27 protein-coding genes, 1 tRNA gene, 1 pseudogene and 1 riboswitch are annotated in these 26316 nt (G+C 64.3%); of the genes and pseudogenes, 12 read left to right on the top strand and 17 right to left on the bottom strand.

Annotated elements, in window-relative coordinates; genetic code table 11:
* Positions 1–45 precede the first annotated feature (45 nt).
* Positions 46–1887 carry an alkaline phosphatase family protein gene (locus tag AC066Y_RS11590; protein ID WP_478273966.1) on the top strand — a complete coding sequence of 614 codons (1842 nt, stop codon included), beginning with the start codon at positions 46–48 and terminating at the stop codon, positions 1885–1887.
* Between the two features lie 62 nt (positions 1888–1949).
* On the opposite strand, the gene AC066Y_RS11585 is transcribed toward AC066Y_RS11590, so the two are convergent.
* Positions 1950–2531 carry a hypothetical protein gene (locus AC066Y_RS11585; protein ID WP_478273965.1) on the bottom strand — a complete coding sequence of 194 codons (582 nt, stop codon included), beginning with the start codon at positions 2529–2531 and terminating at the stop codon, positions 1950–1952.
* A 387-nt stretch (positions 2532–2918) separates the two neighbouring features.
* Between AC066Y_RS11585 and AC066Y_RS11580 the strand changes: the two genes are divergently transcribed.
* On the top strand, positions 2919–3578 hold the full coding sequence (locus AC066Y_RS11580; RefSeq protein ID WP_338689569.1) for a peroxiredoxin: 660 nt from the start codon (positions 2919–2921) through the stop codon (positions 3576–3578).
* 21 nt (positions 3579–3599) lie between these two features.
* Complete coding sequence (locus tag AC066Y_RS11575; protein WP_478273964.1) at positions 3600–5063, top strand: cryptochrome/photolyase family protein; 1464 nt, start codon at positions 3600–3602, stop codon at positions 5061–5063.
* An 8-nt stretch (positions 5064–5071) separates the two neighbouring features.
* Here AC066Y_RS11575 and AC066Y_RS11570 read toward each other — a convergent pair whose 3' ends face one another.
* Positions 5072–5944: a DMT family transporter gene (locus AC066Y_RS11570; RefSeq protein WP_478273963.1), complete on the bottom strand. Its 873-nt coding sequence runs from the start codon at positions 5942–5944 to the stop codon at positions 5072–5074.
* 99 nt (positions 5945–6043) lie between these two features.
* On the opposite strand from AC066Y_RS11570, the pseudogene AC066Y_RS11565 reads away from it, so the two are divergent.
* Positions 6044–6382 (top strand): annotated as a pseudogene (locus AC066Y_RS11565) (YkgJ family cysteine cluster protein); the annotation flags it as partial.
* 58 nt (positions 6383–6440) lie between these two features.
* Here AC066Y_RS11565 and AC066Y_RS11560 read toward each other — a convergent pair.
* Positions 6441–8006 (bottom strand): winged helix-turn-helix domain-containing tetratricopeptide repeat protein, encoded by a 1566-nt coding sequence (locus AC066Y_RS11560; protein ID WP_478273962.1) that lies wholly within the window; start codon positions 8004–8006, stop codon positions 6441–6443.
* 106 nt (positions 8007–8112) lie between these two features.
* Between AC066Y_RS11560 and AC066Y_RS11555 the strand changes: the two genes are divergently transcribed.
* Positions 8113–9321 carry an acyl-CoA dehydrogenase family protein gene (locus AC066Y_RS11555; protein WP_478273961.1) on the top strand — a complete coding sequence of 403 codons (1209 nt, stop codon included), beginning with the start codon at positions 8113–8115 and terminating at the stop codon, positions 9319–9321.
* A gap of 29 nt (positions 9322–9350) precedes the next feature.
* The gene (locus tag AC066Y_RS11550) at positions 9351–10253 is read left to right on the top strand and encodes a GNAT family N-acetyltransferase (RefSeq protein ID WP_478273960.1); all 903 of its coding nucleotides are present in this window, start codon (positions 9351–9353) and stop codon (positions 10251–10253) included.
* Between the two features lie 41 nt (positions 10254–10294).
* On the opposite strand, the gene AC066Y_RS11545 is transcribed toward AC066Y_RS11550, so the two are convergent.
* On the bottom strand, positions 10295–10699 hold the full coding sequence (locus AC066Y_RS11545; RefSeq protein WP_478273959.1) for a hypothetical protein: 405 nt from the start codon (positions 10697–10699) through the stop codon (positions 10295–10297).
* 95 nt (positions 10700–10794) lie between these two features.
* Positions 10795–11979 carry an MFS transporter gene (locus AC066Y_RS11540; protein ID WP_478273958.1) on the bottom strand — a complete coding sequence of 395 codons (1185 nt, stop codon included), beginning with the start codon at positions 11977–11979 and terminating at the stop codon, positions 10795–10797.
* Positions 11980–12114: 135 nt separating this feature from the next.
* On the opposite strand from AC066Y_RS11540, the gene AC066Y_RS11535 reads away from it, so the two are divergent.
* Positions 12115–12924, top strand: a complete 810-nt coding sequence (locus AC066Y_RS11535) for an AraC family transcriptional regulator (protein WP_478273957.1) — start codon at positions 12115–12117, stop codon at positions 12922–12924.
* A gap of 325 nt (positions 12925–13249) precedes the next feature.
* Here AC066Y_RS11535 and AC066Y_RS11530 read toward each other — a convergent pair whose 3' ends face one another.
* Together AC066Y_RS11530 and AC066Y_RS11525 are read right to left on the bottom strand one after the other, a co-directional pair.
* Positions 13250–13372: a hypothetical protein gene (locus AC066Y_RS11530; protein ID WP_478273956.1), complete on the bottom strand. Its 123-nt coding sequence runs from the start codon at positions 13370–13372 to the stop codon at positions 13250–13252.
* A gap of 233 nt (positions 13373–13605) precedes the next feature.
* On the bottom strand, positions 13606–14052 hold the full coding sequence (locus tag AC066Y_RS11525; protein ID WP_223967421.1) for a hypothetical protein: 447 nt from the start codon (positions 14050–14052) through the stop codon (positions 13606–13608).
* 222 nt (positions 14053–14274) lie between these two features.
* Between AC066Y_RS11525 and AC066Y_RS11520 the strand changes: the two genes are divergently transcribed.
* Entirely contained in the window at positions 14275–14559 is a 285-nt protein-coding gene (locus AC066Y_RS11520) for a hypothetical protein (protein ID WP_478273955.1), read from the top strand.
* An 84-nt stretch (positions 14560–14643) separates the two neighbouring features.
* Positions 14644–14720: transfer RNA gene (locus AC066Y_RS11515), tRNA-Arg, on the top strand.
* Between the two features lie 1874 nt (positions 14721–16594).
* Here the strand turns inward: AC066Y_RS11515 and AC066Y_RS11510 are convergent.
* Together AC066Y_RS11510 and AC066Y_RS11505 are read right to left on the bottom strand one after the other, a co-directional pair.
* The gene (locus AC066Y_RS11510; protein ID WP_478273954.1) at positions 16595–16930 is read right to left on the bottom strand and encodes a VanZ family protein; all 336 of its coding nucleotides are present in this window, start codon (positions 16928–16930) and stop codon (positions 16595–16597) included.
* Between the two features lie 734 nt (positions 16931–17664).
* Positions 17665–18675 carry a helix-turn-helix domain-containing protein gene (locus tag AC066Y_RS11505; RefSeq protein WP_478273953.1) on the bottom strand — a complete coding sequence of 337 codons (1011 nt, stop codon included), beginning with the start codon at positions 18673–18675 and terminating at the stop codon, positions 17665–17667.
* Positions 18676–18849: 174 nt separating this feature from the next.
* On the opposite strand from AC066Y_RS11505, the gene AC066Y_RS11500 reads away from it, so the two are divergent.
* Positions 18850–19995 (top strand): alkane 1-monooxygenase, encoded by a 1146-nt coding sequence (locus tag AC066Y_RS11500; RefSeq protein WP_478273952.1) that lies wholly within the window; start codon positions 18850–18852, stop codon positions 19993–19995.
* Here the strand turns inward: AC066Y_RS11500 and AC066Y_RS11495 are convergent.
* The 6 genes from AC066Y_RS11495 to AC066Y_RS11470 form a co-directional block, all read right to left on the bottom strand.
* Positions 19964–20392 (bottom strand): hypothetical protein, encoded by a 429-nt coding sequence (locus tag AC066Y_RS11495; protein WP_478273951.1) that lies wholly within the window; start codon positions 20390–20392, stop codon positions 19964–19966. The genes AC066Y_RS11500 and AC066Y_RS11495 overlap by 32 nt on opposite strands.
* Complete coding sequence (locus tag AC066Y_RS11490; RefSeq protein ID WP_478273950.1) at positions 20389–20760, bottom strand: hypothetical protein; 372 nt, start codon at positions 20758–20760, stop codon at positions 20389–20391. The genes AC066Y_RS11495 and AC066Y_RS11490 overlap by 4 nt, the downstream gene beginning before the upstream one ends.
* A gap of 136 nt (positions 20761–20896) precedes the next feature.
* Positions 20897–21190: a hypothetical protein gene (locus tag AC066Y_RS11485; protein ID WP_176530699.1), complete on the bottom strand. Its 294-nt coding sequence runs from the start codon at positions 21188–21190 to the stop codon at positions 20897–20899.
* A 206-nt stretch (positions 21191–21396) separates the two neighbouring features.
* The gene (locus AC066Y_RS11480) at positions 21397–21819 is read right to left on the bottom strand and encodes a zinc-ribbon domain containing protein (RefSeq protein WP_478273949.1); all 423 of its coding nucleotides are present in this window, start codon (positions 21817–21819) and stop codon (positions 21397–21399) included.
* A gap of 150 nt (positions 21820–21969) precedes the next feature.
* On the bottom strand, positions 21970–22422 hold the full coding sequence (locus tag AC066Y_RS11475; protein ID WP_176530697.1) for a MaoC/PaaZ C-terminal domain-containing protein: 453 nt from the start codon (positions 22420–22422) through the stop codon (positions 21970–21972).
* Positions 22423–22569: 147 nt separating this feature from the next.
* Entirely contained in the window at positions 22570–23433 is an 864-nt protein-coding gene (locus tag AC066Y_RS11470; RefSeq protein ID WP_478273948.1) for a bifunctional 5,10-methylenetetrahydrofolate dehydrogenase/5,10-methenyltetrahydrofolate cyclohydrolase, read from the bottom strand.
* A 15-nt stretch (positions 23434–23448) separates the two neighbouring features.
* Positions 23449–23528: riboswitch (ZMP/ZTP riboswitch) on the bottom strand.
* Positions 23529–23743: 215 nt separating this feature from the next.
* On the opposite strand from AC066Y_RS11470, the gene AC066Y_RS11465 reads away from it, so the two are divergent.
* A complete protein-coding gene (locus tag AC066Y_RS11465; RefSeq protein ID WP_342728542.1) occupies positions 23744–24160 on the top strand; it encodes a hypothetical protein in 417 nt (138 codons plus the stop codon).
* 120 nt (positions 24161–24280) lie between these two features.
* Here the strand turns inward: AC066Y_RS11465 and AC066Y_RS11460 are convergent, their stop codons facing one another.
* Both AC066Y_RS11460 and AC066Y_RS11455 read right to left on the bottom strand, forming a co-directional pair.
* A complete protein-coding gene (locus AC066Y_RS11460; protein WP_478273947.1) occupies positions 24281–24799 on the bottom strand; it encodes a hypothetical protein in 519 nt (172 codons plus the stop codon).
* Positions 24800–25015: 216 nt separating this feature from the next.
* A complete protein-coding gene (locus AC066Y_RS11455; RefSeq protein ID WP_478273946.1) occupies positions 25016–25654 on the bottom strand; it encodes a hypothetical protein in 639 nt (212 codons plus the stop codon).
* A 268-nt stretch (positions 25655–25922) separates the two neighbouring features.
* On the opposite strand from AC066Y_RS11455, the gene AC066Y_RS11450 reads away from it, so the two are divergent.
* Positions 25923–26306: a VOC family protein gene (locus AC066Y_RS11450; RefSeq protein WP_173642388.1), complete on the top strand. Its 384-nt coding sequence runs from the start codon at positions 25923–25925 to the stop codon at positions 26304–26306.
* Positions 26307–26316: the final 10 nt, after the last annotated feature.

The following is a 26316-nucleotide window of genomic DNA, read 5'->3' as shown; positions in this document are numbered from 1 at the left end:
GGCTGCGGCGGGCTGCCGCGGGGCTTCATCAGGGGGAATGACAAAATGCGCCATGCCATTACACTACTGTCCGCGAGCATGATCGCGCTCTCGGCCGGCGCCGCTTCCGCGCAAAATGCAAAGCCCCGCAACCTGATCCTGTTCGTCCCCGACGGCCTGCGCGGTGGTATCGTGACGCCGCAGACCGCGCCTGCGATGGCCGAGATCCGCGACAAGGGTGTCCACTTCAAGAATTCGCATTCGCTGTTCCCGACCTTCACGATGGCGAACAGCTCGGCGCTGTCGACCGGCCATTATCTCGGCGACACCGGCACCTTCTCCAACACGATCTTTACCGGCTACACCTCGGTGCCCGCCGGCGACACCGTGGTCCCCTTCATCGAGAACGACGCCGTGCTCGCCGATATCGACGATCACTTCAATGGCGACTACCTCAACGAGGAGACGCTGTTGAAGATGGCCCGCGGCCAGGGCTTCAGCACCGCCGCCATCGGCAAGCTCGGCCCGACCCTGCTGTTCGACCACACCGACCGCGGCAAGAACACGATCGTGGTCGACGATTCCACCGGCGGCAAGGCCGGCGTGCCGCTCTCCGACGAGATGAAGGACGCGCTGACCAAGGCCGGCCTGCCGCTCGCCACCCCGAGCCGCGGCGACAATGCCAAGGCCGGCGACGCCAAGACGCCCGGTACCACGGTGGCCAACGTCGCGCAGCAGGCCTACATGGCCGATGTCGCGACCAAGGTCGTGCTGCCGATGTTCAAGGCGCGCAACAAGCCGTTCGTGCTGGTGTTCTGGTCGCGCGATCCGGACGGCAGCCAGCACAACAGCGGCGACAGCCTCAACACCATCACACCCGGCATCAACGGCCCGACCTCGATGGCCGGCATCAAGAATGCCGACAACAACCTCGCCCAGCTTCGCAAGGCGCTCGACGAGCTCGGGCTTTCCGGCAACACCAACATCATGGTCTCCTCCGACCACGGCTTCTCGACGATCTCGAAGGAGAGCAAGACCAGCCCCTCGGCGAAGATCGCCTATGACGACACGCCGAAGGATTTCCTGCCGATGGGCTTTCTGGCGATCGATCTCGCCAAGGCGCTGAACCTGCCGCTGTTCGACCCCAACGACAAGAACGCCAAGGTCGCCGACAATGCCCATCCGAAGGCCGGCAACGGCGTGCTCGGCCAGGATCCGGCCAAGCCTGACGTCGTGATCGCCACCAATGGCGGCTCGGACCTGATCTATCTGCCGAACCGCGACAAGAAGCTCGCCGACCGCGTGATCAAGGCGCTGCTTGAGCAGGACTATGTCAGCGGCCTGTTCGTCGATGACAGGCTCGGCACCTTCCCCGGCACGCTGCCGATGTCGAACCTGAACCTGAAGGGCAAGGCGGTGACGCCGAACCCGTCGATCGTGGTCAACTTCCGCTCCTGGTCGAGCGGCTGCGAGATCCCGACCAACTGCTCGGTGCAAGTTGCCGACACCGTGCTGCGCCAGGGCCAGGGCATGCATGGCAGCTTCAGCCGCGGCGACACCTTCAACTTCACCGCGGCGATCGGCCCCGACTTCAAGGCCGGCTATGTCGATCCGCTGCCGGTCAGCAACGCCGATGTCGGCATGACCGCGGCGCAATTGCTCGGGCTGCGCGCGCCGAATAATGGCGGGTTGATCGGCCGGGTGATGTCGGAGGCGCTGCCGAACGGCATCGTGCCGAAGATGGCCGAGGGCACCATCATGTCGAAGAAGCCGTCGGCCAACGGCCTGCGCACCGTGCTGAAATTCCAGCGCGTGCTCTCGACCCGCTATTTCGACGTCGCCGGGTTCCCGGGGCGGACGCTCGGGCTCGAGGAGAGCGGCGGCAAACAGAAAACGGCGGGGAAGTGATCCCCGCCGCTCTCGCCTGAAGCCGTTGGTTCGGGATGATGCACAGGCATCATCCCGAGTGATCACATCATCCCGATGTCGAACACGTTGGGCAGCTGGGCTGCGAGCGGCAGCGCAGTCGCGCCGACCAGCGTCGCCACCATCGCCGCGAGCGCACGGCCGGTGCGGCGCTGACCGCGCATCCGGCCCGCGATCCATTCCAGAACCTTGGTGTCCATCTTGGTGCCTTGCGTCGGCGCCCAGCGATCGATGTTCGTGTCCGGCGACAGCGCCACCGTCCGCGGCGGCACCGGCAGGCCGGACTCGGACGCGGCATGATGGGCGATCGCCTTGGCGAGCAGGTCGTCGAACCGGCCGCCATCGCTGCGCTCGGCAGCAGCCTCGTTGATCGCGAACAACGCCTCGATCTCGGCCCGGCTGACCGGCTGATGCTCGACCGCGGCCGCCGTCAGGATGCGCGCGCACCAGGCAGCGTCATCGGCGTCGAGTGAGCGGGAGAAATGGATACGGCCCTTGGTGGTCGGGCCTTCGCCGGTGATCACGCCGTCGCGCACAATGGTCAGCGCATGGGCAGCGGTCTTGCGGCAGGACGGATGCAACGCACCGCTGAGAGCCTCAGCGGTCTTGGTACTTGGGGCAGACATTTTGGGAGCTTTCAATTCCTATCTGGGGCCAGCTTTTCCATGCGGGCGTAAACGAGTGGTTAATGATTCGAAACTTGCGTTCCGAGATTTTTAGATGGTTGCCATTTGGTCGCTTTGGAAGCTTTCGCGGTTCAGCCCTATAGCAGCCGGGGCCGGCGTGATGACGGCGATAAGCGGCTTTATCTGGGCATTTCCAAGCTTTTGTGCCGCATCTGATATTTCGCCGCAGGGGTAAGGATCAAAACAAGTTGCTTGGAATTCCTCCGCTATGAGAACAATCTCACCTTTTTCATGAACCCGTTCACTTAAGCGTTGTCCTGTCCTATATTGGAACAGACGGCATCAAATACAAATTAGCATGTAACATCAATGAGATGAGGTAAAATCATGACACTTCCGATTGGCGCGACCGCACCCGACTTCGAGGCCCAGACCACCGAGGGCAAAATCAAGTTCCACGATTGGATCGGCAACAGCTGGGCCCTGCTGTTCTCCCATCCGAAGGATTTCACCCCGGTCTGCACGACCGAGCTCGGCGCGCTGGCCAAGCTGAAACCGGAGTTCGACAAGCGCGGCATCAAGCTGATCGGCCTTTCGGTCGATCCCGCAGATCGCCACGCCAAATGGGCCGAGGACATCCTGGAGACGCAGGGCGCCGCCCCGAACTATCCGCTGATTGCCGACACCGACTTCAACGTCTCCAAGCTCTACGAGATGCTGCCGGCCTCGACGTCGGGCGATCCCCTCACCCGCACGCCGGCAGACAATCAGACGGTCCGCAACGTCTTCATCATCGGCCCCGACAAGAAGATCAAGCTGGTGCTGGTCTACCCGATGACCACGGGGCGGAACTTCCAGGAGATCCTGCGCGTCATCGACTCGTTGCAACTCACCGCCAAGCATCGCGTCGCCACCCCCGCCGACTGGAAGCAGGGCGAGGACGTGATCATCGCGGGCTCGGTCACCAACGACGAGGCCAAGACGATCTATCCGCAGGGCTGGAAAGAACCGAAGCCCTACATCCGCATCGTGCCGCAGCCGAAGTAACGGCCGGCACGCAGCGTCCGGGTGGCCCGCGTACAGCCTGTTATCGTCTGGTTTCGCGACGATCTGCGGCTGTCGGATCACCCGGCCCTGCATGAAGCGGCCAGCCGCGGCGCGCCCGTGGTCGGTCTCTATGTCCGCGACGAAGAAAGCCGCGCCCTGAAACCTCCAGCTGCGCGCCCCCTCGGGGGCGCGACGCGCTGGTGGCTGGCGCAGTCGCTGCGCGCGCTCCGCACGAGCTGCGAGGCTATCGGCGGAACGCTGGTGCTGCGCACCGGACCGGCCGCGTCCGTGATCGCCACGCTGGCGCGCGACATCCGTGCGGGCGCCGTGTTCTGGAACGAGATCGCGCATGCGCCGCATCAGGCGATTGCCGCAGACGTTGAATCCGCGCTCGCAAGTGACGGCATCGCTTCGCGGGTTTTTCCTGGCGACCTGCTCGTCGAACCCAAAGCCATCCGCAACAAGGACAACCGTAGCCTGCGTGTGTTCACACCGTTCTGGCGGCGTGCGCAGGTGCTTGGCGATCCGCCAGCGCCGCTGCCGGCGCCGAAGAAGCTCGCATCCGTCAGTGGCGTCGCGAGCGAAGCCCTCGACGACTGGGATCTCGAACCGACCCGGCCCGATTGGGCCGGCGGCCTGCGCGACACCTGGACTCCGGGCGAAGCCGCGGCGCAGGCAAGGCTGAAGGCGTTCCTCGATGAGAATATTCGCGGCTACAGCGACGACCGCGACCGGCCCGACCGCGACGGCACCTCGCGCCTCTCCCCGCATCTGCGCTTCGGCGAGATCAGCCCACGCCAGGTCTGGTATGCCGCCCGCTTCGCCGCCGCCGAGCACCCGCGCCTTGCCGGCGATATCGACAAATTCCTCAGCGAGCTCGGCTGGCGCGAGTTCTGCCGCCATCTGCTGTTCGACGTCCCCGACATGGCGGATCGGAATCTGCAGGCGCAGTTCGACGCGTTTCCGTGGAAGCGCGACGCCCGTGCGCTGAAAGCCTGGCAGCGCGGCCTGACCGGCTACCCGATCGTCGATGCCGGCATGCGCGAGCTCTGGCACACCGGCGTGATGCACAACCGGGTGCGGATGGTGGTCGCCTCATTCCTGGTGAAGCACCTGCTGATCGACTGGCGCGCCGGCGAACAATGGTTCTGGGACACGCTGGTCGATGCCGATGCCGGCTCCAATCCGGCGAACTGGCAATGGGTCGCCGGCTCCGGCGCCGATGCCGCGCCCTATTTCCGCGTCTTCAATCCGATCCTGCAGGGCGAGACGTTCGATCCCGACGGCGCCTATGTCAGGCGCTGGGTACCGGAGCTGGCGCAGCTCCCCAACGACGTGATCCATCAGCCCTGGAGCGCGACGCCGATCGAACTTGCGAGCGCCGGCGTCGAACTCGGCAAGACCTATCCGCCGCCGATTGTCGATCACAAGGAGGGCCGTGAACGCGCGCTCGCCGCCTACGCGAAAATCCGCGGCAAGGATTAGAGCAAAGGTCAGGACCGGCGGTTGACCACCAGCACCGCGGCGGCGCAGGCGGCCATGCCGGCGATCGATACCGAATCGAGCCGCTCGCCGAACAGGATGTAGGCCATCAGCGCGGTCACCGCCGGCACCAGATAGAACAGGCTCGCGACCGAGGTCGCGGCATGGTGACGGATCAGCCAATACAGCAATCCGATCGAGCCGATCGACAGCGCGAACACCAGCCAGGCGATCGCCAGCACGAACTCGTTGGTCCAATGCACGACATTGGTCTCGAACAGCCAGGCGCCGATGCCGAAGAAGATCGTCACCGCGATGTACTGCACCAGATTGCCGGCGCGCCAGTCGATCTGATTGCAGTAACGGCGCTGGTACAGCGTGCCAAGCGTGATGCTGATCAGCGAGACGCCGGAGGCAAGCCAGCCCCACCCCGCATCGCCCCTCATCGGCCGGTTGTGCAGGATCAGCACGACGCCGGCGAGGCCGAGCACGAGCCCGCCCCATTGCAGCGGCGTGACGCGCTCGCCGAGCCAGCGGTTGGCGATGGTCGAGGTCAGGATCGGCTGCAGGCCCGGGATCAACGCGGACAGGCCTGCGGGAATCGAATGCGCGATCGCAATCGCGGTGCCACCGAGATAGAAGCCGTGCACCAGGATGCCGGCCACCGCACTGTGGAAAACGCCTGTCCGGTCCGGCCATTTCGGCCGTGCGACCGCGGCGACGACCGTCATCACCACCACCACGAACGCCATTCGGATCGCCAGATAGGTCAGCGGCTCCGCATTGTTGATGACGTATTTGGTGCCGATGAATCCCGTGCTCCATAGCACGACAAAAATCGCCGGCGCCAGACGAGCGGCAGTTTCCTCGAAGCTCTTGTTCATTGCACGGCGTCATTGCCTGAAGATGAGGCAGCGGGCAATCGCGAATTTCTATGGCGTTGCTGGGTGCCCGAAGAACGGTGTCATCACCCGCGCATGCGGGAACTATCGCTGAAGGGCCTCAGGGTGAGTGAAGGGCGGCCCTATGCCACCCTCGTCATCGTCGGTGACGACCGCTACCTGCTGCTCGGGCGGACCATCGTACCCGATCCAACGCTGTTCGGCACCGCCTTCGTGCCGATCACTCACGATACCTTCCGCTACTGGAAGGCCGGATCGCTCGAGCATCTGCAGCGGTTGAACGATCGCGTCATGGAAATCCAGCGCATCCAGCAGGAGTTCGGCTATTGCGCCATCCCTGATGACGACGACCGCTCCCCGCCTTACCGGCCGGCTCTTCTGCAGCGGTCGAAGGAACTGGGCGTGATACGCACGACGTGACGGCACCCGAGGCAGCGCACGTCAACTCGCTCGTTCGAGAAACAAGTGGCTGTGAGCGTCACCCCGTGAGACCCGCCTTGCGCAATCCATCAAGGAAATGTTCGCGGTCGGAGGGATCGCGATACCGTTCGGCTCTGGCCTGGGCGAGGTCGAGAGTTCTCGCGGGCGCCGCGTTGCCACTCGCATTCAGTTCGCGACACCGTTGGCTGACGAACGCGTCAGCCTCGGCCCGCGCCTCGCCGAGTCGTCCCATCTGCGCATAGCAGGCTGCTAGGAGGCCGTGCGACCACCTGTCGAACGACCGCGCCTCCATTACCGCCTTGACCGCCTGCTCGTACTCGCGCCCTGAATAGAGGGCAAGCGCGTGATACCAGTGGTACAGGTTCGGCGGAAACGGATTGAGCCGCTTGGCTGTCCCGATCCACATCAGTGCCTCGCGCCACCGTCCCCAGTAGACCAGGGTGTTGGCGAAAACGGCGGCGACATCGGCATCATTTGGATTGAGTGCGAGTGCGCGGCTGAAATGGATTTCGGCCTTGGCGTCATCTTTCAGCAGGAACAGCAGCTGAGCGAAGACGCCATGAGACCAGGCGTCGCCGTCCTCGATATCAAGCGCGTTCTCGATCTCGCTCCGCGCCTCGTCCAGAGTCGCGGTGGTGGGTGATTCGAGAAACACGTCACAGACGATGGTCCAGGCGATGTTGACGTGGGCGCGGGCATATTGCGGGTCAAGCGCGACGGCGCCTCGAAAATATTCTCGGGCCTGCGCCATGGCATTCACGGTCAGCTGACGCCATCGCTCGTTTCCGAGCAGGACCAGATCATAGGCGGTAATGCTGGAGGTCGGCTTGCGTCTCGCGACCTCCCGGCCGGCGTCCTCCATCCGGCCCGGCAGGGCCGCGACGATCGCCCGTACAATCTCGTCCTGTAGAGCGAAGATGTCGTCGAGATCGCGCTCGTAGCGTTCGGTCCAGAGATTGTAGCCGCTCGCAGCATCGAGCAGCTGGATGGTCACCCGCACACGGCTGCCGAGCTTGCGCACACTGCCTTCGGCCACGTAGCGGACGCCGAGTTCGCGGCCAACCCGTTTGATCTCGGGTGTCCTGCCTTTGTAGGCGAAGCTGGAGTGACGGGCGACGACGAATAGTGACCTGAACCGCGACAGTTCGGCGATGATGTCTCCCGTGATCCCGTCGGAAAAATACTCCTGCGCGGGATCGCCACCCAGATTCGACAACGGAAGCACCGCGAGCGACGGCTTGTCGGACAGCCCCTGCGCCGGTGATACGGCAGCGCTCGGTTCGAGCACGGTCGCAACCGGGGGGCCAACATAGCGATAGCCGCGACGGGGCAGCGTCTCGATCCAGGTCGGGCCTCCGTCGATATCGGCAAATGCCCTCCGCAAGGCGGCGATCTGCACGGTCAGGTTGCTCTCCTCGATCGCAAGCCCCGGCCAGGCCTCCTCCATCAGCGCACCCTTGGAAACCAGCGATCCGGCCCGCTCGACAAGCAGCCGAAGCAGCACCACCGCGCGCCGCCCGAGCGCGACCGGTTCGGACTCCCGGAACAGCATCTCGGCCCCGACGTCGAGGCGGAAAGGACCGAATTCGTGGATCGTCGCCATGGCTCCGGAGACTACATTTTTTGCAACTTTTTCGGAACGGATTCAGGACCTCGGGGAAGCGGACGATCATGCTTCTGCAGCGGTGCCGAACCTCAAGGAGAACCCGATGCGCGATCCAGGCCATGCGGCCAAAACGGACGGTCCGATGACCCGTCCCGGTCCGGAGGTGAATGACGGTGACCCGACCCACGCTTGCCGCGTGCTCGATGCCGTCCAGGCGTTGGCTCCGTTCATCGCTGCGCAGCGCAACGCGTTCGACAGCGGACGGCGGCTGCCGGCCGCGGTTTTCGCCGCGCTGGCGGATGCCGGCCTGTTCCGCCTGTGGCTGCCGCAAGCGCTCGGCGGACCCGAACTGTCTCCCTTCGCGTTCATGCGGGTCGTCGAAGCCGCCTCGGCACTCGATGGCTCCGTCGGCTGGCTGGTCGGCAATGGCGCCGGCATGAGCCGGATCGGCGGCTACCTCGACGAGGCTGTCGCACGCGAGTGGTATGCTGACCCGCGCGCCTTTGTCGCAAGCGCGACCGGTGCGGTCGGCACGGCGAGCGCCGTCGCAGGCGGCTATCGCATTTCCGGGCGCTGGCCGTTCGGCAGCGGCGCGCATCACGCGACGCGCTTCATGGTGCTGGCCAGCGTCAGGCCCGACGATCCGGCTTCGCCGCTTCTCTGCTGCTATCTCGGGCGGGCGGACGTGACCATCCTCGACAACTGGCATGTGTCCGGACTGCGCGGCACCGGCAGTTGCGATTTCGAGGCGCGAGATATCTTCGTGCCAGCCGCTCACGCCCATCCCTTTCTCGGGCTGCAACCGACCCAGCCCGGACTGCTCTATCGCATGCCGCCGTCATCGGTGTTCGCGTGGAGCATCTGCGGGGTGCCGCTCGGCATCGCGTCCGGCGCCATGACCTCGTTCACGGAGCTCGCCAAAGGCCGCTTCGGAAACCGGGCTGCCCTTCGCGATCGCGAGACCGTTCAGGCGACGGTCGGGCGGACCAGAGCGATGCTTCGCGCCGCCCGTGCGCTTCTGGTCGATGCCATGAACGAATTGATGGCCGCAACCGACACGGGCGGCCAACGGCTGGTTGAGGCACGCGCGGACATTCGGATCGCCAACGCCCATGCGGCCGAGACTGCGACATCCGTCACCGAGATGCTGGCCGCCAGCGCGGGTGCCGTCGCCATCTTCGAGACCTGCGCCCTGGAGCGTGCGGTCGGCGATGTGCGCGCCGCGGCGAAGCATGTCGCGATGAGTCCGAACAATTACGTCATCGCCGGACGGCTGGCGCTTGGGCTCGATCCCGGCACGGCGAGGTTTTGACCATCATCCGGTCACCAACGGAGTTGCCCATGTCAGTGGTTTGCCGGCCGGCGCGCGCGCAGGATCTGGAATTCGCCGACGCCCTCGTCGTCTCCAGCATCAACGATCTCACCGAACGGCACGGCTTCGGCCCGATGGCGGTGTCGTCTCCACCCAATTTCCAGTTGTTTTGCATGAGGGACGATCCCGATGGTCTCTGGGTGGCGGAGGAGAACGAGCGGATCCTCGGCTTCGCCTGGAGCTGGGTCTGCGGAGACATGTGGTTTCTGGCGCAGCTGTTCGTGTCGCCCGATCAGCAAGGGCGGAGCATCGGCAACGAACTGATCAAGCGGACCATCGCGCACGCGGAGAAATCGGGCGCGTCCAACAAGGCGCTCATCACCTTCAGCTTCAACACGGTATCGCAGGGGCTCTACATCCGTCACGGACTGCTTCCGCGATTTCCCATCTACAGTGTCAGTGCGTCGCGCGAGCAGTTGATCGGTCATTTGCATGGTCCACGATACGACGTCACGCCGCTCGAGCCAGAGGCCTCGACCCTGCGCCGCCTCGCGCAAGCGGACGAGCGGATCCTTGGCGTCTCGCGCGAAAAGCATCATCGCTATCTGATCAATGACGGCGCGGCGACCGGGTTCAATCTCCACGATGGAAACGACTGGATCGGCTACGCCTATGTGGACGCCGGTGGTCATATCGGACCGCTCGCAGTCATGGAGCCGCACGCGGTCGCTCCCGCTTTGAGGACAGCGCTGTACCTGGCGGCCGGGAGCGGCGCGTCACAGATATCTGCATTCCTGCCCGGTGCGAGCAAGGCGGCGCTTGATGCCGCAATGGCGCACGGAATGCGGATCAAGTGTCCGATGCTGCTGATGTCGTCGCGAGAATTCGGCAATTGGGGCCAGTATCTGCCGCGCAATCCGGGCTTCATGTGACCCGCGCGGGTCTCGATTCGACCGTCGCATGGCGCCGGCCGTCATCTGAGGTGATACTTCCTGCCGTTGGTGTTCGGGTCGGTATTGTCGCTCGTCGAGAACATCAAGGCCAGCCCGAAATAGCCCCAGCTATCCCGGTAAAGTCCAAATCGGCCGGCGCCCTTGTCGATGATCTCCTGCTGGGTGCTGTTCGCCGGGCCGAGCAGCCTGTCGTCTTCATACAGTCGGGCAGTCTTGATCTCGCCATCCACGTATTTGACGGGGACGAGAAACGCGTGCCCCTGATAAAAGTGAAAGGTGCCGCGCAGCAGTTGCGGGTCGATCGGGCTCGCCGGAACCAGATAAAGCAATGCACTCGACGCCAGGGCAAAAAGCGTCGATCCGATCACGATGCGCGTACTGGCGGATATCCTCAACGGCACTTTCCCCGGGCTCTTGCTTGCCAAGCGTCTCCATAGCGCGCGGGTCCATCGCATACAACCGACGGGCATCCGCCGTCCCCTGTATGCGGTCTTGACCGGCCGCATGTCCGCATACAGCATCAGATCGTTGTCGCACGTCCGGCGAAGTTGCCAAGGACCGCCATCAGCGCGGTCGCAACGGCACAGCAGACGAGCGCAACCTCCCAGCCTCCGGTCGCATCGCGGGCAAGTCCGGCAAGCGGCGGGCCTGCAGCCGCGAGCGTATAGCCGAGGCATTGCGCCATGCCTGACAGCGCGGCCGCCTGATGGCTGTGCGCGGTTCGCAAACTGACGAATGTCAAACCGAGGATAAAGGCAGCTCCGGCTCCGGAACCGAACAGCGCGACCCACAGCATCGCAAGCGACGGAAGCTGCCACAATCCCAGCACCGAGACGCAGGTCGCGAGCGACACCGCGATTGCGATGCCGCGCTGATCCTTCATGCGGCGGACCATCGGACCGAGGATCAAGCCGGGAACCGCCGTCGCCAATTGCGACACACCGTGCAGCGTGCCCGCCGCCGCCGCTGAATAGCCTGCCTGCACGAGAATGGCGGGCAGCCATCCGACAATGATGTAGAACACCAGCGAGGTCAGGCCGAGAAAGCCGGTGACTTGCCAGGCGAGCGGCGAGTGCCAGATGCGCCCACGATGCGACGCCGAACCAGGCTCGGTCGCCGGAGCCGAGTGCATCCCCAGTTGCGGAGCCCAGACCATCAGCGCCACCAGCGGAAAGATCAGTGTGCTCGCAAGCGAAAGGTGCCAGTTCGATCCGGGCAACAGGGCGAGCGGGATCGCCACAACAGAGGCGAGCGCCTGCGCCAATGCGGACGTGATCGCGTAGGCGCCCGTCAGGCTGGCGATGCGGGTCGGGAAGTCCCGCTTGAGCAGGCTCGGCAGCAGGACATTCGCGACAGCGATCCCGGCGCCAAGCGTGGCAGTGCCGGCGAACAGCGCCCAGACCGGACCGGACGAGCGCAGCGCGATCCCGGCCGCCATGACCAGCAGCGCGCCGAACAGCCACCGCTCCATGCCGCATCTGCGTGCGACGATGGCTGCAACCGGTGAGATCGCGGCGAACGCAAGCAAGGGCAGCGTCGTCAGGATCCCCGCCTCTGCCGCGCTGACCCCGCTGCTCTCGCGGATCAGGCCGAGCATCGGCGCCACGCCGGTGATGGGCGCACGGAGCGCCGAGGCGATCAGCAGGATCCCCGCGACCAGGAGCCCCTGCCCGCCCAACGTCCGCATCGGCGCAATCATCGTCATCGCATGCTCCCAGCTATCTGCATGCGCGGAAACTATCGACTTGGCGCCCGGAAGAATTTACATATCTGCTCTATTGATCGCTAAATTCGGTCACGTCATGGGCTTTTAGCTCCGCTATGGGTTTTGAGCTTCGCTATGGGTTTCGAGCTTCGCTATCCCTGGCCCGACCTCGATCCGGATGACGTCGCGGCCCCGGCCCTCGCCGTGCGCCTCGACATCACCGCGAACAAGGTCGAGGCGGCCGAGCATGCGCACCGCAAGGGACAGCTGGTGTTTGCGCTCGGCGGCGGCGTGATGTGCCGCGTTCCGAACGGACTGTGGATGGTGCCGCCGCATTGCGGCGTCTGGCTCCCCGGCGGCACCCGCCACACCAATATCGCAACCGCCAATGCGCGGATCTTCTTCGTCTTCATCGAGCCCGGGGCCGCCGACCTGCCCGATCGCTGCTGCACACTGTCGATCTCGCCGCTGCTCCGCGAGCTTATCGTCGCGCTTTCAGATCGCATGCAGCATGACGTCGGCGATGCGACGCTCGTCACGCAATTGCTGCTGAACGAACTGCCGCAAATGCCGGTCCAGCAGCTGCATCTGCCGATCTCAGGCGAACCGCGCCTGCGACGGATCGCGGCTGATCTCGCCGACGATCCCTCTGATCGCAGCACGATGGCCGAATGGGCCGACCGTGTGGCAATGAGCGAAAGCAGCCTTGCGCGTCTCGTCCTGAGCGAAACCGGCCTGACGTTCGGCCGCTGGCGCCAGCAGCTGCATTTGATCGTCGCGTTGCGTGAGTTGTCGGCCGGCGCAAGCGTTCAGCAGGTCTCGACCGCGCTCGGCTATGAATCCGTCACGGCGTTCATCACCATGTTCAAGAAGGCACTCGGCAAGCCGCCGGCGAAGTATCTCAGCGACATCGTGCAAGGCGGCGGTTCGGCCTTTGCGGCGTGATGGGGCTCCGGCTGGGGTCTTTTCTGGCAAGGACGGCCGCCAATCGCCGGCTAAAGATCGCAAATGCGTGATCAGGCGCCACCACCGGTTGCCTTCATTTGGGCACGTATCGGGAACAGGCTGTGGAACCAGGACGCAAAGGCGGCCGCCGCAGGGGGTGCCTGCAATTGACGTATCGATCCCACAGCAGCTGGCAGGACGTGGATCTGCGCAATCTCGTTCGGGTCATCTCGGCCTGCACCCTCGGACTCTGGGCATTTGCGGCCGGCCTCCTGATCGGGACCTTCCTGTTTTCATGACTGGCTTGGTGGACGCGCCGCCCGGTCTACCCGCCGCTCAGGTGATGTGCGGCGACGAACAGGACGAGCGCGCTCAGCACCAACGCTGACGCGGCGCCGGCAACGCCGCGGGCGAGTTCGGCCTTCGAAAGATTGGACTTGGTTGCCATCACAACCTCCCGCGCGTGCGACCTGAGGCCGGTCCGTTCCGGCGGTGAGGCTCGCTCTCGCTGCTCGGACCACAATCGCAACATGAGGATGAACGCATCATGAGCAAAACGAATGGCCCGTGCTGCCGGTTCCAAATTCCGACCGTAGGGTTTCGGGTCGCGGGCACCGGCCGCACGCGGCAAGCGGGCAAAGCGGCGCTGGAAGAAGGTCGAGTGTGCGCGAGCGTCCGCACCTACCACTCTTCCGGACAGGGATCGACGATCTTCCAGAGATCGACGCCGTTCTTGATCTTTTTCATCTCGGTGGTGAGCCCGCCATTGCGGCGGATCCAGTCCTTCACCGTGTCGGGATAGTAGGACATCAGGTCGGAGGTGCCCTCGAGGCTGGTGACCTTGATGCCGAAGGTGAACGCCTTGTCGTAATAGGCCTGGTGGAAGCCGATGCTGGCCTTCGGCGTCACGCAAATCTTGTTCAGCGGCACGATGCCGAACACCAGCGTGCAGGCCGAGTTGCAGATGCCGTCGATCACGACGCGCTCGCGGCGCTCGCGGATCTGCTTGTACTTGGCCTTGTACTCCTCGACATAACCGCCATGGTCGCGCGTGATGTGCAGAACGGCCCGCGCCGGCGTGACCGCCAGAACCGAGAGCAGCAAGGCGACAAGGGGCGTGATGCGCATGGAATGTTCGAAACCGAGGGAAAGGCGGCCCGGGCGGACCTGACCGCAAGACTCTGGCCGGACTGTGTTGGCAATCCGTTAAGCATCCCCAAAAAGGCAAAATTTGGCGCGCTGTGGCTGATTTCCCGCAGCTTTTGGCCGGATTTCGGGTTAAATGAAGCGCTAGAGGACCTTGGACCGGCTGCGCAAGCCGATTCCAGCGTGAACGCCAGGAGGCCGCCAATGACCAAGACCAAGCTTTTCGCCGCCCTCGCCGCGACCGTTTCCCTGGCCATCCCGGCCCTCACCCCGGCTTCAGCCGCCGACCTCTCGGCCACCCCGCGCCACCACCGGCATCACCACCACGCGCATTGGGGCCTGCCCTACCACATCAGCTATCTGCACAATTACGGCCCGGGCCCGGCCGCCGGCAGCTTCGCCTATTACGACGGCCCGTCGACCAACAAGTGCTACCAAGGCTCGGCTGCCTATATCGGCCAGGATCGTCGCCGTCATCCCTGCTTCTGAGCTCAAAGGTAGGCCGGCGGGAGGCGTGGACGCCGTGCCGTCCCTGCTGGCCCCCGCAGCCCAAGTCTGATAATCGACCGCAACGCGCTCGTAGCTCAGCTGGATAGAGCATCGGATTTCGATTCCGAGGGTCGGGAGTTCGAATCTCTCCGAGCGCGCCATGTTTTCATCGATGGTACAACGGTTTAGGACGAACCGGTTTCGTTCTGGATGATCGTTTTCGTGCTGTGAGCAAGCTTAACTCGCTGCGAGCAAAATCAACACATTACCAACAGCTTCAAATCCCTCCGCGCAACAAGGGCGCAATAGGGCGGTTTGGCGTTTGTCCTGAAATGCGATGCGCACAATGAGGAACGACCCCGACGCGGACGACGCGCCGAGGTCGCTATTCTGTTAACTCCCGACCGGGTGGGGGTGTAAGGGTCGGGAGCCGACAGACTACCTCTGATACCGCCGCTCGTCCGCCCCTGAGCAACGCCATAAGGGTTACTCCGACCCAGCCTGCCGGAAAACGATATCCATTCGCCGCTGGTCGAGAGCTAGCCGAGCGAGGCCGTTAGCAAATCAGCAAGCAGGTCGGCGCAGGCTTCTCAGAGGGACGGGACCGATTTGGGGAACGTCTTACGGTCTCCGTTTCGGAGGAGCTGGCGTACGGGCCCTGGCGCCGGCTCCTCTCGTGCCGGTGCTCTGCGTCGGCTGCCAACACCACCACGGCCGGCTGAAGCTTTCCGACTTCCCGACCGGGACTGGTACGACATCTCGGCGCACCTCAAACGCACTTCCTGCGACAAGGTTCGGTGGGTCAATACTCGGCTGGACGGGGGGCGAGGTCGTCAACTTCGCGATGGGCGTTTCGGGCCAGCCCAAGTAGGCTGAAAGTTCCAAGTTGCCAGCCTCTGCTTAATCTGCTCGGCCTGCTCCTTCGTCAGTTTCTCAGCCAAACTGTAATCGTTCAATTGGGCCGCCCCCTTGCGTTGTCGATCGTAAACCATCCAGTCAGTGCTTCCCTTTCGAACGAGGAACCTTGGCTGCATCGGTGCCATGTAATTCACCGCAAACTCCCTCAGCAATATGAACGACGTAATATCTTCTTAAGTATAGCACTTGGCATTCGATGCTTTTGTGAACTTGCACACACACCGAACGCCTCGTGCGCTCCGCTTCGCTCCAATCGTCACCGGCGCAGGCTCATGAAAATATCGGGCTCGCGGATCACCGATTGCATCGAACGAGGATCCGCGGTTCGGACTACCGTCGTGCACGAGCCATTCGAAATCCTGATAGATTTGATTGCGAACGCAATTCCAAATTGCCGGCAAAAACTCTTGCGATCTCTTGTCGGCGTAATGATCGTACTGGCGCGCACGGAATCGATAATCCGTCCGGGCTCTGACCAAGATTCGCGAGCGATATAGATCGCTCCCAGGTCACAGAAGTGTGTCGCGCTCGCAACGTCACAACAGTTCCCTGTGTGGATGAGCGTGTTTGGACTTCACTGCGTCGCGCATTTGCCGTCTACTAATATCGGACCTTCGGTGGCGATTTTATTTCCAAGACGTCCATTTGAAGTCGGGGTCAAGGAGGCCGCTGTTCAGCGGCCAGCGGCCTCTTTCGTTATTTGAGATTCATCGATTGCAATGACATCTTCCGACGCCAATCTGCGTCAATCGGACTGCCATTAGGTCATGGGGACAAGATGATTGAAGAACGCAAACCTTACGTGGCATTTGGAGTAGACCCGGCCGGCGTCGCACGCGCAACGTATGAACTTCGTTGCAGTGACGACGAGGAGGCAAAGCGCCGAGCTGAGGGTTTTTTGGACGAGCACGAATTCGTCGAGTTGTGGATCGACTACAAAAGGATCGCTCGTCTGAAACGAAGCTAGGAAGAGCGTCGACGCGGCATCAAACTCCGAACGAATGCCTCATTTGAACGGAGGCCGTCAGCGTCTGGCCGTCATGCTCGCTTCAGCAAGGCGCCTTTTCTCGACCCCTGGAGAAGCTGCTTGGCCGTTCGCGAAATTTACCGGCTGAAGTCACCGGCCGGACAGCTTGCGCAGAACGAGCAGCAGTAGAAGCTGGCCCGCTCCGATGCCGGCGAGGCCTCCTGCAACCTTGAAGATTGCGTCGGCCAGGTGGCCGTGCCGGTCAGGGGTTAGCAATTGCATTGCTTCGAGCGTGAACGCACTGAAAACGACTAAGAGCACGACCAGCATGGCGCGCCGGGGATAACCCACCACAAGGGCCAGTGCCATCACCGCGAACGCGGCGAAATGCTCGACGTGCGGATCAGCAGCAAACGAGGGGCGGTCCCGGATCGGGGCCAGTGTGGCGAACGCAATAAAGGCCAGCGTTAGCCAGCCAATGACCATTCCGAACGTCCTGATCCTTGATTCAAGCAAGCAACAATTTCCAAGTCGTGGTGCCCTGGATGCACCGTCGCTGAATTAGCCCATCGCGCGTGTCAGCGACAGGCGGGATCGACGCAAAACCGGGTCGCCCGCAAGGACTAATCCCGATGGCTTTCCCGTAGAGCCCCCGTAAGTCGAAATTCCAACTCCTCGGTGCACAGCAAGCGCTACGATGAACAACGAGGGGGCGGCACCTCACCTTGAAGGGCAGCGAGGCCGTTATGGAGCGCTTATACTTGGGCATTACCGTTACCAGCACATACGTCTTGGTCACGATTGCGCTGATCGTGGCTTTCATGCACTGACCGGCAGGTAGGTCTCGCACGGCTGGTCTTGTGGCGAGCCACAACAACTTTCGCCGCTCACGCGCAACTATCGACGAAAGCCCCGAAAGCCGATCGAGATCCGGCGGGAAGTCGCCCGCCAGTTTGCGGCCGACATGCAGGCCGGCACCAAGTTGCGGTTGACAAACGACTTTTGAGTTGATGCGAACCGGGCCGATTAACTCTCCCGCTTAACGCTCCTTGGGCTTGGGCTTTCCTTCCTATCGACGCTGTTGGGAGCCGAGGTGATAGCTACCGCCATTTCAGGCGGCCATTTTGAATGGCGATTATTTGGATCGACGATCCGTCGGCCATCCAACCTCTGTCGCAAGGTGGAGAGCCTGCGCAGCCGCGCCAGAGCGCGCCGCTGAGCTAGCTGAGCAAACTTCTCTCGCCGAACCAGCGCCGGCAGGCGCGGCTGAAGCTCGTCGCGTCGGTGTAGCCGAGCGCGGCCGCCATCTCGTCGCGCGATTGGGTTCCCGCGGCGAGCATTGTCCGGGCGCGCTCGCGCAGCACGCCGTCGAGCAGCGGCCGGAAGGCGCAGCCCGCCTCCGCCAGCCGCCGCACCAGCGTCCGCCGCGAGGTGCCGACGAGGCGCGCGGCCTCCTCCTCGCCGAGCCGCTGCGGCAGCCGCGCCGCAATCAGGCTCTCGACGATCCGCGCCAGCGCCGCGGTGTCCGAGCGCGGCTTTTCGATCTCCTCGAGCGCTTCGATCGCCTTGGCGTGCAATTCCGGATCGGCAAACGGCGAAGGCCGCGCGCATAGCTGCTTGGGCACGTCGAAGATGAAGGCGGCGGCGTTGAACTTCACGGCGCAGGAATAATGCTGCATCAGCCGCTCCACGCCCGCAGGCGGCGGCCAGGGAAACTGCAAGGTCGCCTGATCGATCGCATCCTCGAGCAGCTGCACATAGACCGCGTGCACGTTGAGGCTGACCGCCAGCGCCACGGCGCGCCACAGCGCGCCGTCCATTGCCACCGCAGGAGAGATTTCAATCTGGATCGAGCGCGGCGTTGTGCGCAGTCGGTTGCGGATGAAGGGCGCGCGGGTCGACCCGAAGCGCGCGCCGGTGTTGAGCGCGTCCGCGATGGTCGGCGCCGTCCTGGTCGCGACGTCGAGCGCCCCCTGCAGCGATGTCGACCAGACCGCCGCGGCCGACAGCGGCCACAACTCGCCATGCCGGCGGGTGATGTTGGCGGCGAGGATCACCAGCGACGACACCGGCATATGAGCGCCGGGCTGGTCGAGCACGTCCTGCTCGATTGCAGTGCCCTGCAGCAACTCGTCGCGTTCGCCCCGCGTCTTGCCGAACGCCCGCACCAGCGCCCGCGCATAGCTCACGGACACCGGCGTGCGAATGGCATCGGCCTTCGACCCCTGCATTGCCTCGGCGCCCTCCCTCGCGAGCGTCCAGCCGAACACATCCGGTGGAACCGGTTTGGCGCAAAATGCCACAAGATTGGCCTGTTGGGAACTGGCGGCGCAGGCCCGTCTCGCGGCATCCTCTGCACAACAACGGCGAACGCCGCCTCGACAAGAGATGCTGGAGGGAATGCGATGATCTTCACGGGCACCAATGCCGCTGGCGAGACGATCACCTACCGGGACGGCAAGCGCTATCTGTGGATGCTCTCGTTCATTCCGCCGCTGATCCCGCTGTTGTCCTACTGGCTCTTCCTGCGGACGCATAATCCGCTGGTGACGCTGATTCCGTTCGTCTTCATCTTCATCCTGATCCCGCTGCTCGATGTCCTGTTCGGTGAGGACACCCACAATCCGCCGGCGGAAGTGGTCGCCGCGATGGAGGCCGATCCGTATTATCTGCGGCTGGCGCGCATCACCGTGGTGTTTCCCTGGATCAACTACGTTGCCCTGATCGCCTTCTTCGGCACGCAGGAGCTGCCGTGGTGGTCCTACGTCGCTTTGCTGCTCGGCGTCGGCACCATCAATGGCGGTGCGCTCCTGATCGGGCACGAGCTCGGCCACAAGGCGGACAGGCTCAACATCGTCTTCGGCATGCTCGCCAACTGCGCGGTGGGTTACGCCCATTTCCGCGTCGAGCACAATCGCGGCCATCACACCTGGGTCGCGACGCCGGAAGATCCCGCCAGCGCGCGATTCGGTGAATCGATCTATGCCTTCGCGACGCGTGAACTGCCGGGCGCCTTCAGGCGCGGCTGGCGCAATGAGGCCGAGCGGCTCACCCGGCGCGGCGAGCCGGTCTGGTCGGTCAACAACGAGATCCTGCAGGGCTTTGCGCTGACGCTCGTCGTCGCGGCGATTCTGATCGCGCTGTTCGGCTGGAAGGTCGCGCCGTTCATCGTCGCGCATCATTTCCTCGGCTGGTATGCGCTGACCCAGGCCAACTACGTCGAACACTACGGGCTGCTGCGCGAGAAGCTGCCGAACGGCCGCTACCAGGCGGTCGAGCCACGCCACTCCTGGAACACCAACCACATCGTCTCGAACCTGATGACGTTCCATCTGCAACGTCATTCCGATCACCACGCCAACCCGATGCGCCCCTACCAGTCGCTGCGCGATTTCGACGACATCCCGCGGCTGCCGAACGGCTACACCGGCATGTTCGGTCTTGCTGCGATCCCGCCGCTCTGGTTCCGCGTGATGGACCCGAAGACACTGGCGTGGGCCGGCGGCGACAAGAGCAAGCTCAATCTGGGCGAGCGGCCGGCGAACGCGTGATCGCGACGGACCGCCGCTTCATCGCGCCGATGCCGAGGAACGATCCGTTGACGGACGGATACTGGCTGGTGAATTCGAACGCATCGAAGCCAGGTGCTTCGAGTTCCTTCAGCGCTTTCCAGAGCAGCGTCGTATCCGGACAGGCCTGGGAGTGGATGTCGTGATGTACGATGATGCTGGCGTGGGAGCGCACCAGCAGCTGATCCTGGATCACACCGCGCAGGCCGTGATCGCCGTCGATGAAACCGAGGTCGGGCTTCAGCCGATCGACATGGGAACCGACCAGCGGTGACGTTGAACAGGCCTCGAGATAGATCGGCTCGATGTCAGTCTCCTCCTCCCTCAACGGCGCGAGCGCGCATCCCGGGCGGAGATTCTTGCCGCCGCCGGCTTTCATCCGCTCGGGATCTTCCGGCGCACGGCCTCCACGCCGGCGTCGGTGACGCGATATTTCCGTCCCATCTCCGGCAGGATCCAGCCCTTCTCGATCATTCCGGCAATGGTGCTCGGGCCGACACCCGCGGGAAACGGCCGGCGATGTCGGATCGCGTCGATCGCGACCCGCTCGAGATGGGTGGCGACATGCGAGGGGCGCGCGCGAAACGCCTTGGCGATGATGAGGACCGACAGCACCTCGGCGCGCCGGCGCACGGCCGAAGCGCTGCGGGTCAGTTCGTTGCTGATCTCGAGAGCGTTCTTGCCGGCCCTGGCGAGTTCTCTGAGCTTCTCATCCTCGTCAGAGCTCCAGCGCCGCACGATCCCCATCTGGCCCTCACCGCCTGGATACCCATCTCGAACCGATGCATACGCAGGCGGTGCTGATTTGCCATGTGACTTTCGGCACCTCTTGATGTGACGTTGGAGACTGTCGCCATCAGGAAGGCCGATTTCGAAAACGCTCCTAGTGCTTGCTGGGTTCAAGCGTGATGAGCACGCCGGTCGGTTCGGGCTCGTGCGGCCGCAGCGACGTCAGCTCCGGATCGCTCCACTCGGCAAGGCTCACCACCTCGCCGGTCTGCCCCGGCATGTCGGAGGACTGGGCGGGTTCGAGCACCTTGAGCCCGGTGGTGTCGACGAAGAATGTGTGCTCGCCGAACACGCTGTTCAGTTGCGCCACTGCCGGATGATCATCCGGAAGCACCTGAGCGTTCAGTTGCGTCATGGTCTGCTTGACTTGCGTGGAATTGAGCTTCATCCGCTGCTCCTGCTTGTTGGTTCCGGCCTTGGATTTTTCCCTGGCTGGTTCCTCCCCGCCCGCGCCCGTCGCCGCGGGCTTCGAAGTCTCGAACCGATCAGGCAACGAAACGTTCCGCACACGCGACGCATTGACCGCCTGCGCGCGGGTTCCACATCCATCCATGGCAATGTGAAGTGTGACGCGACGTCCGGTGCACCCGCTCTCTACGAGGCGGACGGCTTCTTCCTGGCGAGCCCTTCCAGATGCACGCGGCGCGCGGCGGATTTGCGTGCGCGCGCCCGGGTGCGGCAGGCCCGGCAACGCACGGCCTTGGTGAACACGTCGCCCTTGGCGGTCTCGTACCACCATTTCTGCTGCAACGGCGTCCAGACCTCGGCAACGCCGCAATCCTTGCAGACGAACGGCTCGGGCCGATAGGTTCCGCGTTCGACGAAATCTGGAGTCGAATAGCTGTTCGTGGGCGCGAGCTGGCTCGTGACCACCGCAACCTCGTCGCGCGCCAGCGCGATTTTGTAGTCGCGCAGGCGCTGCCGTTCGGCGGCGCGTTGTGCCAGCGTGCGACGCCATTCCTCAGCCTTGCGCTGTTTGGCTTCGATCTCGCCGTGCGTCTGCTTGCTGCGCTTCATGCCCATGCCATCCGCCTTGCACCGTATCGACGAACTTGCCGCCCGGGAGCCCGGACATATCAAGACGACTCATTGATACGCAGCAGTTCGGCGCAGGCTCGGCATGGTAGCCGCAGCATCGCCGGGCGGCCAGATCGATCCGGGCAGAGGTTACGTCCGCCCCTGCTCCGCCGGCCGCATGTGGATCAGCGCATCGAGAACCAGGACAAGCACGGGACGCTGCTCGTCGTTGACGAGCTCGGTCTTGAAGATCACGACCGCGTCGCGCCGCTCCGGCCTGATGGTGATTTTCTGGATCCGGGATTGGCCGGTGAGCGTGGCTCCCGGGCGGACCGGGCTCGGCAGGCGGATCTCGAAGCTCCGCCCGACGATGCCCGCCACCTTGGTCCAGATCGCCTCCACGACGAGCCGCTGATAGATCGCAATGGTGTTGAAGCCGCTTGCGATCAGTCCGCCGAACGGGCCCGCCGCAGCCGCGACGGGGTCGGTGTGGATCGGCACCGGATCATATTTGCCGGCGAACTCCAGGATCTCGGCTTCGCCGATCGTGTAGGTGCCGAGCTGGAATGTCTGGCCCTCGGTGAGATCTTCTGCATACAGCATCGCGCGCCTCCGTCTGTCGCGCGACGATAGACCAACGCTGCGGGCTTTCCATTACTTCCGGGGTCATGTTCTTGGCGCACCGGACTGCGCGTGCAAAAAGAGACGCGCGCGGCGCCGGCCGCTCGCGTCTCGCTGCAAGCCCCGCGGCTATTGCAGCCGCGCCGCCCTCGCCTTCGCGGCCTTCACCGTGTTCTCCATCAGGCAGGCGATCGTCATCGGGCCGACGCCGCGCGGCACCGGCGTGATCGCGCCGGCGACCAACACCGCTTCGTCGAAGAAGACGTCGCCGCACACCGCGTAGCCGCCTTCCGGCTTCTCGACGCGCGTGGTGCCGACGTCGATGACGATGGCCTGCGGCTTGATCCAGTCGCCGCGCACGAGCCCAGCCTTCCCCACCGCGCTGACCAGGATATCTGCCTGACGGCAGATCTTGCTGATGCCGCGGGTGTGGATGTGGGTCTGCGTCACGGTCGCCTGCTCCTGCAGCAACAGCGCGGCCATCGGCTTGCCCACGATGTTGGAGCTGCCGATCACCACGGCATGAGCGCCGGTGAGATCTGGCCGGATCGACTTGATCAGCCGAAGACAGCCGAGCGGCGTGCACGGCACCAACGCATCGTCGCCGTGAAACAGCCGGCCTGCGTTCAGCGCGTGCAGGCCGTCGACATCCTTGGCGGGATCGACCGCCGCCATCACGCGCAAGGCGTCGATATGCGCCGGCAGCGGCAGCTGGATCAGGATGCCGTCGATATCGTCGCGCGCGTTGAGCGCGTCGATCCTGGCGAGCAGATCGGCCTCGCTGGCGTCATCCGGCAGGCGCTCGACCTCGCCGCGCAGACCAAGCCGCTCGGCCATCCTGACCTTGCTCTGTACGTAAATCTGGCTCGCCGGGTCACAGCCAACCAGCACGACCATGAGCCCGGGCGCGCGGGGCAGCCGGTCCAGTTCGCTCGCAACCTTGTCGATGACAATTTGGGCATGTGCATGCCCATCAAGAATGTTCGCCGTCATGGCACCTCCGTTTCGAAGCGGTGCCCAGGCGCGCGGCGTTCAGTCTCTGCGCTCCCCGATGGTGGTCCATCCAAGCGCCAGTCGCGCAGATGACGTCCTCATAGCCCCCCGGCCCGGCAAACGCAAATCACGCTCGCTTGCGGCCGAACCGGCGACCAATTGCCCCTGTTTTGCCGGTGGATCGGTGCCGGGCGGGGCCCCTCCGGGGTAGGATTCGGGCAGAACTTGCGATAAGCCTCGGCGCTTGCCGGGCTTTTCCGATCCCCGGCGCCATCCTTCCGGTCATCACGCCACTTCGGACATTTTCACCATGAGACATATCATCCTCGCGCTGGCGCTCCTCTGCCCGGCTGCCGCGCTTGCTCAAGGCACCGCTCCAGCCACCACGCCACCCCCCGCCGCCGACAAGCCGGCGGCGGCCCCGCAGCCGATGGTCGGCGACAAGCCGCTGGTCCAGGTCGGCAAGAAATCGGCGGCCAAGAAGGGCGAGAAGGCCGCAGCACCCGGCAAGCCGCAGTCGGTCGCGCAGAAGCTCCAGGCCTGCCAGGACATCGACGACGCAACCAAGGAGCGGCTGATGTGCTACGACGAGATCTTCAAGCCGCAGCCCAAGCCGAAGGCCGCCCCTGCCAAGGGCGTCGCCGAATGCCGGTTCGTCAAGGAAGAGGACGAGCGGCTGACCTGTTACAACGGCTTCGCCGACAAGATTCCGCGCCTGCCGCGCTAACGACTTTGGGCCACCCGGGCTCCGGCCGGCAACCGGTTACCCGGCTGGCATCGCGGGCATGAAAATGCCGCCGCAAGTGTTTGCGGCGGCGCATCGATTGCGATTGCGGCGTGTCCTTGCCTACCAGGTACCGAAGCCGCCGAAGAAGCCCATCCGCGGCTGCTGCTGCGCGACACGGTAAGGCTGATACATGCCGGGCTGGGCCAGCCGCATCGGCTGCTGGGAATGGGTATGGCTGCGCGCAATCTTGCGCTTCTTCGGCGCCTGTACCGGCTGCTCGGCCGGCTTCGCCTCGGCCACGACCGGCCCCTTGCGCGCGTCAGCCTTCTCCGGCGGAATGAACTGGGCGAACGTGTCACGGACGCGGGCCTGCGCCGACGCATCGCTGGCAGCCGCCGGGGTCGCTGCGGCAACCGCGTTCACCTGCGACGGAACGACGGTCGGCAGGTTGGTGTCGTACACCACCCGCTCCGGCAGTTTCTGGGTCGACTTGATGCGTACCATGGTCTTGTTGTCGACGCCGGGCGACGACAGACCCTGGCTGGCGACCACAGCCTCCTGCGGTACGATGGCATTGACGACGAAGAGCAGCGCGAGCAGCACGCCACCAACGAACAGGAAATAACGCGCCACAGGCATTTTGATAGCTCCCCCCGCGCTACGGGCGCGGTTCAACTCGACGCGACGACATCTGTCATCGCGCAACGAATTCATCGTCTGCGCATGATCACCCGGGCAGACGCTATCCGCGCTCCCGGGTCGTTCTCTAACGGTCGGCTTATTAGTTAGTTCCTGCCTGGCCATTGCGGTTCACCCGGCAAGTCAATTCCTGGTCACTTTTTCGGGATGCAGGGTTCAGGCGCGGCTGGCGGTCGCAACCGTGCATTTCGCCTTGTTTGCGTTAACGTTTACGAACCCGATCAGCATCTGCGGGTAGGTCTTGCGGCTTTTCATGGCGATGGTGTCCGGGATCAGCCGCTTGCGTTCGGTCACGGGGCTGCCGTCGCTACGGATGAAGGTGCAGGCGATTTCGATATCCTTCACCGCGAAATCATTGGCATTGCGCAGCGTCAAGGTGACCAGCACCTTCGAACCCAGCCCGCCGCGCCGCCAGGATTGCGAGGCGATCCGCAGCCGGTCCAGCGGCGATCTTTCAGTACCGGGCTCGGACGCCTTGGTCGCCTCGGCCGGCTGCGCGGCGGTGGCCACGCCGACCGTGGCCGGTTCACCTGCCGGTGCGGCCGGGGCATCCGTTGCGGCTTGATTTGTGATTTGGGCAAGCTGCGCCCCGCGCGAAGCATCTTGCGCGGTGCGGATGACGGCGGAAGGCACCGGCCCGACATCCTGGTCTCCGGCATCGCTCGGCTCGGGGAGCATGAACCACGCCGCAATCCCGGCGACCGCGATCACCGACAGCAGCAGGCTAGCGTAAAGGCCGCCCTCACCGAGACGTCCGGCCCCAAACCTTCGAAACGACGCCAAGCCGATCCGCATCGTCGTGCCCTCACCCTCGACGCCCGATCAAGCCGCCACCCAGCACAGAAGCCGCAGGCATCACAGCGTGCGGCATCCAGGACGGCCGCAGGTCGAGCGGCCACGCAAGATCAATCACCGACCGCCGGAATGGTTTCATTCCGGGACGACAATCTTGCGGCTGGCATCACGGAGGGATGGTATCCCAACGGACCGCTCGCTAGATTTGCGCCGCCCGAGAGCGAGCGCCGCGCACCCCAGCGCGCGCGAGAACAACAAGGAGATCGCAATGCCTGTCGTCACCTGGGACCACGTCCATCTGCGCAGTCCCGATCCCGAGGCCACCGCGACCTGGCTGCGCGACATTCTCGGCGGCGAGATCATCCGCGGACCCGGCCGCATCGACGTCCAGCTCGGCGGCGCCAAAGTGTTCATCGCGGAGGTGACGCAAGGCGACGGCGTCAACGCCCCGCCGGTGACGCCGTATCAGGGGCTCGATCATTTCGGCCTGACCGTGAAGGACATCGACGCGGTCGCGGCCGAGATCAAGGCCAAGGGCGTCGAGTTCACCAAGGAGCCGACCACGATCCGCCCTGGCGTGCGGATCTGCTTCATCCGCGGCCCGCAGGGCATCTCGATCGAACTGCTCGAGCGCGACCAGAAATACGCGTGAGCGACGACCG

Source organism: Bradyrhizobium sp. USDA3010, from assembly GCF_056429065.1.
The sequence above is the reverse complement of the archived record's forward strand: the minus strand, read 5'-3'. Positions and strand labels throughout refer to the sequence as shown.